The organism is Streptomyces sp. NPDC015220, from assembly GCF_043079345.1.
GTDB lineage: Bacteria > Actinomycetota > Actinomycetes > Streptomycetales > Streptomycetaceae > Streptomyces.
This window is the reverse complement of sequence record NZ_JBIBUK010000025.1, coordinates 21225-27407: the sequence shown is the minus strand read 5'-3', so window position 1 is coordinate 27407 and position 6183 is coordinate 21225. Positions and strand designations below refer to the sequence as shown.

At 71.6% G+C, this 6183-nt stretch carries 6 protein-coding genes; all 6 read left to right on the top strand.

Features of this window, described 5'->3' with window-relative positions; all coding sequences use genetic code 11:
• Positions 1-180: 180 nt before the first annotated feature.
• The 6 genes from ruvC (at position 181) to secF (ending at position 6183) form a co-directional block, all read left to right on the top strand.
• On the top strand, positions 181-771 hold the full coding sequence (gene ruvC, locus ACF061_RS32835; protein WP_392270652.1) for a crossover junction endodeoxyribonuclease RuvC: 591 nt from the start codon (positions 181-183) through the stop codon (positions 769-771).
• A complete protein-coding gene (gene ruvA / locus ACF061_RS32830; RefSeq protein WP_392270651.1) occupies positions 768-1373 on the top strand; it encodes a Holliday junction branch migration protein RuvA in 606 nt (201 codons plus the stop codon). The genes ruvC and ruvA overlap by 4 nt, the downstream gene beginning before the upstream one ends.
• A gap of 25 nt (positions 1374-1398) precedes the next feature.
• A complete protein-coding gene (gene ruvB / locus ACF061_RS32825; protein ID WP_392270650.1) occupies positions 1399-2493 on the top strand; it encodes a Holliday junction branch migration DNA helicase RuvB in 1095 nt (364 codons plus the stop codon).
• A gap of 165 nt (positions 2494-2658) precedes the next feature.
• Positions 2659-3156, top strand: a complete 498-nt coding sequence (yajC, locus tag ACF061_RS32820) for a preprotein translocase subunit YajC (protein ID WP_392270649.1) — start codon at positions 2659-2661, stop codon at positions 3154-3156.
• A 131-nt stretch (positions 3157-3287) separates the two neighbouring features.
• Positions 3288-5063: a protein translocase subunit SecD gene (secD, locus tag ACF061_RS32815; protein ID WP_392270648.1), complete on the top strand. Its 1776-nt coding sequence runs from the start codon at positions 3288-3290 to the stop codon at positions 5061-5063.
• Position 5064: 1 nt separating this feature from the next.
• Positions 5065-6183, top strand: a complete 1119-nt coding sequence (gene secF, locus ACF061_RS32810) for a protein translocase subunit SecF (protein WP_392270647.1) — start codon at positions 5065-5067, stop codon at positions 6181-6183.

Genomic DNA, 6183 nt, shown 5'->3' with positions numbered 1-6183 from the left:
GCGGGGAACACGGTTGGCCCCACGTGGGCGGTCCGCGCGCCGGGGGGGGGGGGGGGGGTGTCCCCCGGGGGGGGGGCGCGGGGGGGGGGGGGGGGGGCGGGGGGCCCCCGCCCCCCGCCCCGCCGCCGTTGTCGGTGGCACCCGATAGCCTGCACAAACAGGCGATCGAAGGGGAAGCGCGTGCGCGTACTGGGGGTGGACCCGGGGCTGACCCGGTGCGGCGTCGGCGTCGTGGAGGGCGTCGCCGGCCGGCCGCTGACCATGATCGGTGTCGGTGTCGTCCGCACACCCGCGGACGCCGACCTCGGCCAGCGCCTCGTCGCCGTCGAGCAGGGCATAGAGCGGTGGCTCGACGAACACCGGCCGGAGTACGTCGCCGTGGAGCGGGTCTTCAGCCAGCACAACGTCCGCACGGTGATGGGCACCGCACAGGCCAGCGCCGTCGCCATCCTGTGCGCCTCGCGCCGGGGCATCCCCGTCGCCCTGCACACCCCCAGCGAGGTCAAGGCCGCCGTCACCGGCAGCGGCCGCGCGGACAAGGCCCAGGTGGGCGCCATGGTCACCCGCCTGCTGCGGCTCGCCGCGCCCCCGAAGCCCGCCGACGCCGCCGACGCGCTCGCGCTCGCCATCTGCCACATCTGGCGGGCCCCGGCGCAGAACCGGCTCCAGCAGGCCGTCGCCCGGCACGCGGCCCAGGCGCCGGCGGCGGCCGGAGCGGGAACACCGACGACAGCCCGAGCACCCATGACAACGAAAGGCCGTACGGCATGATCGCCTTCGTCAGCGGCACGGTCGCCGCACTCGCCCCCGACACCGCGGTGATCGAGGTCGGCGGCGTCGGCATGGCCGTGCATTGCACGCCCGACACGCTCTCCGCGCTCCGCGTCGGCCGGCCCGCCAAGCTCGCCACCTCCCTGGTCGTGAGGGAGGACTCGCTGACGCTGTACGGCTTCGCGGACGACGACGAGCGGCAGGTCTTCGAGCTGCTGCAGACCGCGAGCGGCGTCGGCCCCCGGCTCGCCCAGGCCATGCTCGCCGTGCACCGCCCCGACGCCCTGCGCCGCGCGGTGGCCACCGGCGACGAGAAGGCCCTGACCGCCGTTCCCGGCATCGGCAAGAAGGGCGCCCAGAAACTGCTGCTGGAGCTCAAGGACCGGCTGGGCGAACCGGTCGGCGCCCCCGCGGTCGGCGCACCGGTCACCCAGGGCTGGCGCGACCAGCTGCACGCGGCGCTCATCGGCCTCGGCTACGCCACCCGGGAGGCCGACGAGGCCGTCGCCGCGGTGGCGCCGCAGGCCGAGGCCGCCGGGGGGCCGCCCCAGGTGGGACGGCTGCTGAAGGCCGCCCTGCAGACCCTGAACCGAGCCCGCTGACCCACGACTCCGAGGCAGAGCAGACATGAACTGGGACGACACGACCGACAGCCCCGCCGCCGAGCGGCCCGTCGGCCCCGCCGAGGAGCGGCTGGTGGACTCCGCCGCCGACCGCGAGGACCAGGCCGTCGAGGCCGCCCTGCGCCCCAAGGACCTGGGCGAGTTCATCGGCCAGGAGAAGGTCCGCGAACAGCTCGACCTCGTGCTGCGCGCCGCCCGCGCGCGCGGCGCCACCGCCGACCACGTGCTGCTCTCCGGTGCTCCCGGCCTCGGCAAGACCACCCTGTCGATGATCATCGCGGCCGAGATGGGCGCCCCCATCCGCATCACCTCCGGCCCCGCCATCCAGCACGCCGGCGACCTCGCGGCCATCCTCTCCTCCCTCCAGGAGGGGGAGGTGCTCTTCCTCGACGAGATCCACCGCATGTCCCGGCCCGCCGAGGAGATGCTCTACATGGCGATGGAGGACTTCCGCGTCGACGTGATCGTCGGCAAGGGCCCCGGCGCCACCGCCATCCCGCTCGAACTGCCCCCCTTCACCCTGGTGGGCGCCACCACCCGGGCCGGCCTGCTGCCGCCCCCGCTGCGCGACCGGTTCGGCTTCACCGCGCACATGGAGTTCTACGAACCCGCCGAACTGGAACGCGTGGTGCACCGCTCGGCGAGCCTCCTCGACGTCGAGATCGACACCCACGGCGCCGCCGAGATCGCCGGCCGCTCCCGCGGCACCCCCCGGATCGCCAACCGTCTGCTGCGCCGGGTGCGCGACTACGCGCAGGTCAAGGCCGACGGAGTGATCACCCGTGACATCGCCGCCGCGGCCCTCGCCGTCTACGAGGTCGACGCCCGCGGCCTCGACCGGCTCGACCGCGCGGTGCTCCAGGCGCTGCTGAAGCTGTTCGGCGGCGGCCCGGTCGGCCTGTCGACGCTCGCTGTCGCGGTGGGGGAGGAACGTGAGACCGTGGAAGAGGTCGCCGAACCCTTCCTCGTCCGGGAGGGTCTGCTCGCGCGTACGCCGCGCGGGAGGGTGGCCACCCCCGCCGCCTGGGAACACCTCGGGCTCACCCCGCCCCGTTCGCAGGCCGGGGGAAACGGACAACAGGACCTGTTCGGGGCGTGACCGCGACGTCACTGGCCCGGGCAGGAACCCAGGTGCCATGCTGAGCGTTGTTCCTTGCGCGCGGACTCGCTTAGACTCCGCCGATGCCGCTCCTTGTCGACGGCACGCATACCCCCAACCATCAGGCCGCTCCCCATCGCGGTCGTGTGAAGGAAGTTCCGACCCGTGAGTCTCGTGACCCTCCTCCCGTTCATCGTGCTCATCGGGGCCATGTTCCTGATGACCCGGTCGGCCAAGCGCAAGCAGCAGCAGGCCGCCGAGATGCGGACCCAGATGCAGCCCGGCAGCGGAATCCGCACCATCGGGGGCATGTACGCCACGGTCAAGGAGGTCAACGACGACACGGTCCTCCTTGACGCCGGACCGGGCGTGGAACTGCTGTTCGCCAAGAACGCGATCGCGACCGTCCTGTCCGACGACGAGTACAACCGCATCGTCCACGGCGTCGAGCACGACCTGAAGTCCGACGCCGACCTCGTTCCCGACGACGCCTCCTCCCTCACCGAGACCGACGAGCCCGCCGCCGACGCTTCCACCGCCTCCGACGACAAGCCCATCGACCTCGGTAAGAAGGACGCGGCCGAGGAGCCGGCCGACGCCACCACCGAGGCGAAGGCGGACGCAGAGCCGAAGAAGACCGACGGCGACTCCGAGGCGAAGTAGTCACCACCCAGGGCGCGCGGCAGTCGCCCGCGCGCCCTGGCACGTGTTCACTTCGCGCGGGATCCCGACACCATGTCATGGCCGCCACCGGCTCATCCGGCGCGGAGCGGCCCGAGAGGGAGTACGAGAAGGTGGCAGCACCTAAGAAGGGCCGGAGTGCGAGCGCCCCGAGCAAGCCAGGGCGCTCGCTGGCCCTCATCCTGATCGCCATCGTGGCGCTCACCGCCGGCATGTTCGCCTCGGGGAACACCACCCCGCGCCTGGGCATCGACCTGGCCGGCGGTACGAGCATCACCCTGCGGGCGGTCCCCGAGCGCGGTCAGGAATCCGCGATCAACAAGACCAACATGAACACGGCCGTCAACATCATGGAACGCCGTGTCAATGGTCTTGGTGTCTCGGAGGCCGAGGTCCAGACCCAGGGCAACGACAACATCATCGTCAACATCCCCAAGGGCACGAACTCCAAGCAGGCCCGGGAGCAGGTCGGCACCACCGCGAAGCTGTACTTCCGTCCGGTCCTCACCACCGAGGTCTCCGGCGGCGCCGCCACGTCCAGCCCGTCGCCGAGCGCTTCCCCCAGCGGCTCCGGCAAGGCCACGGACAAGGCCGGCGACAAGGCGACCTCCGGCTCGGCGAGCCCGTCGGCGACCGCGACCAAGCAGGGCCGCGCCGTCACCGACGGTCTGAAGGCCGACGCCACCCCGTCCTCCGGCGGCTCGGCCAGCCCGAAGACCTCGGCCAGCCCCTCCCCGTCCGCGAGCGGCGGCGCCACCGACGACGCGACGGCCAAGCTCCAGGCCGAGTACACCGCGCTCGACTGCTCCAAGGAGAGCGCCCGCGCCACCGCCGGCAAGGGCGTGCTGCCCACCGTGCCGACCGTCGCCTGCGGCCAGAACTCCTCCGGCCAGTGGCAGAAGTACATCCTCGGCCCCGCCGCGGTGGACGGCACCGACGTGAAGAAGGGCCAGGCGGTCTTCGACACGCAGGGCGCCTCCGGCTGGATCGTCCAGCTCGACTTCACCAGCAAGGGCGCGAAGAAGTTCGCCGACGTCACCGGCAAGCTGGCGCAGAACCAGTCCCCGCAGAACCAGTTCGCCATCGTCCTGGACGGCGACGTGGTCTCGGACCCCTACGTCAAGAACGCCATCACCGGCGGCAACGCCCAGATCTCCGGCAACTTCGACCAGAAGTCCGCGCAGAGCCTGGCCAACATGCTGTCCTACGGCGCCCTGCCGCTGACCTTCAAGGAGGACAGCGTCACCACCGTGACCGCCGCGCTCGGCGGTGACCAGCTGCACGCCGGCCTGATCGCGGGCGCCATCGGCCTCGCCCTGGTCGTGATCTACCTGCTGATCTTCTACCGGGGCCTGTCGATCATCGCCGTCCCCTCGCTGCTGGTCTCGGCCGCCCTCGCCTACGTGATCATGTCGCTGCTCGGCCCGGCCATCGGCTTCGCGCTGAACCTGCCGGCCGTGTGCGGCGCGATCGTCGCCATCGGCATCACGGCGGACTCGTTCATCGTGTTCTTCGAACGCATCCGGGACGAGGTCCGCGAGGGACGCACGCTGCGGCCCTCCGTGGAGCGCGCCTGGCCGCGCGCCCGGCGGACCATCCTGGTCTCCGACTTCGTGTCGTTCCTGGCCGCCGCGGTGCTCTTCGTCGTCACCGTCGGCAAGGTGCAGGGCTTCGCGTTCACGCTCGGCCTGACCACCCTGCTCGACGTGGTCGTCGTCTTCCTCTTCACCAAGCCGCTGATGACGATCCTCGCCCGCAGGAAGTTCTTCGCGAACGGCCACAAGTTCTCCGGCCTCGACCCGAAGGCCCTGGGCGCCAAGCCGCCGCTGCGCCGTACCCGCCGTCCCGCCCGCCCGGCCGCCGGCCCCGTCGACCCGAAGGAGGCGTGAGATGGCCAAGCTCGGTTCCCTCGGCGCCCGACTGCATCGCGGTGAGGTCGGCTACGACTTCATCAAGAACCGCAAGATCTGGTACGGCATCTCCATCCTGATCACCATCACGGCCATCCTCGGTCTGGCGGTGCGCGGCCTGAACATGGGCATCGAGTTCCAGGGCGGAGCGGTCTTCACCACGCCGAAGCACATGAGCACCTCGGTCTCCCAGGCCGAGACGTACGCGACGGAGGCCTCCGGCCACGACGCGATCGTGCAGAAGCTCGGCGACGGCAGCCTGCGCATCCAGATCGCGGGCATCGACACCGGCAAGTCCGACCAGATCAAGGACGCGCTGGCCAAGGACCTGAAGGTCAACCCCGAGCGGATCAACGCCGACCTGGTCGGCCCCAGCTGGGGCAAGCAGATCGCCAACAAGGCCTGGGAGGGCCTGGCGATCTTCATGGTCCTGGTCGTGATCTACCTGGCGATCGCCTTCGAGTGGCGGATGGCGGTGGCGGCGCTGGTCGCGCTGATCCACGACATCACCATCACCACCGGCATCTACGCCCTCGTCGGCTTCGAGGTCACCCCCGGCACGGTGATCGGTCTGCTGACCATCCTCGGTTACTCGCTCTACGACACGGTCGTCGTCTTCGACAGCCTCAAGGAGCAGACGAAGGACATCACCCGGCAGACCCGCTGGACCTACAGCGACCTCGCCAACCTCTCCATCAACGGCACGCTGATGCGGTCCATCAACACCACGGTGGTCGCCCTGCTGCCGGTGGCCGGCCTGCTGTTCATCGGCGGCGGCGTGCTCGGCGCGGGCATGCTCAACGACATCTCGCTGTCGCTGTTCGTCGGCCTCGCGGCCGGCGCGTACTCCTCGATCTTCATCGCCACGCCGCTCGTCGCCGACCTCAAGGAGCGCGAGCCGCAGATGAAGGCGCTCAAGAAGCGCGTCCTGGCCAAGCGGGCGCAGGCCGCCGCCCAGGGTGAGCCGCTGGAGGCGGAGCCCACCGACGACGGGTACGACGAGGACCCCGAGGACGCCGCCCCCGCGGTGGTGGGCCCGCGCAACCAGCCCGCGTCCCGCGGCCGCGGCCGCGGCCGTCCCTCCGGGAAGCGCCGGTGA

Excerpts from the sequence above, each read along its gene's own strand:
- secF (WP_392270647.1), top strand. The coding sequence starts at position 5,065 with ATGGCCAAGCTCGGTTCCCTCGGCGCCCGACTGCATCGCGGTGAGGTC.
- ruvB (WP_392270650.1), top strand. The coding sequence starts at position 1,399 with ATGAACTGGGACGACACGACCGACAGCCCCGCCGCCGAGCGGCCCGTC.
- ruvA (WP_392270651.1), top strand. The coding sequence starts at position 768 with ATGATCGCCTTCGTCAGCGGCACGGTCGCCGCACTCGCCCCCGACACC.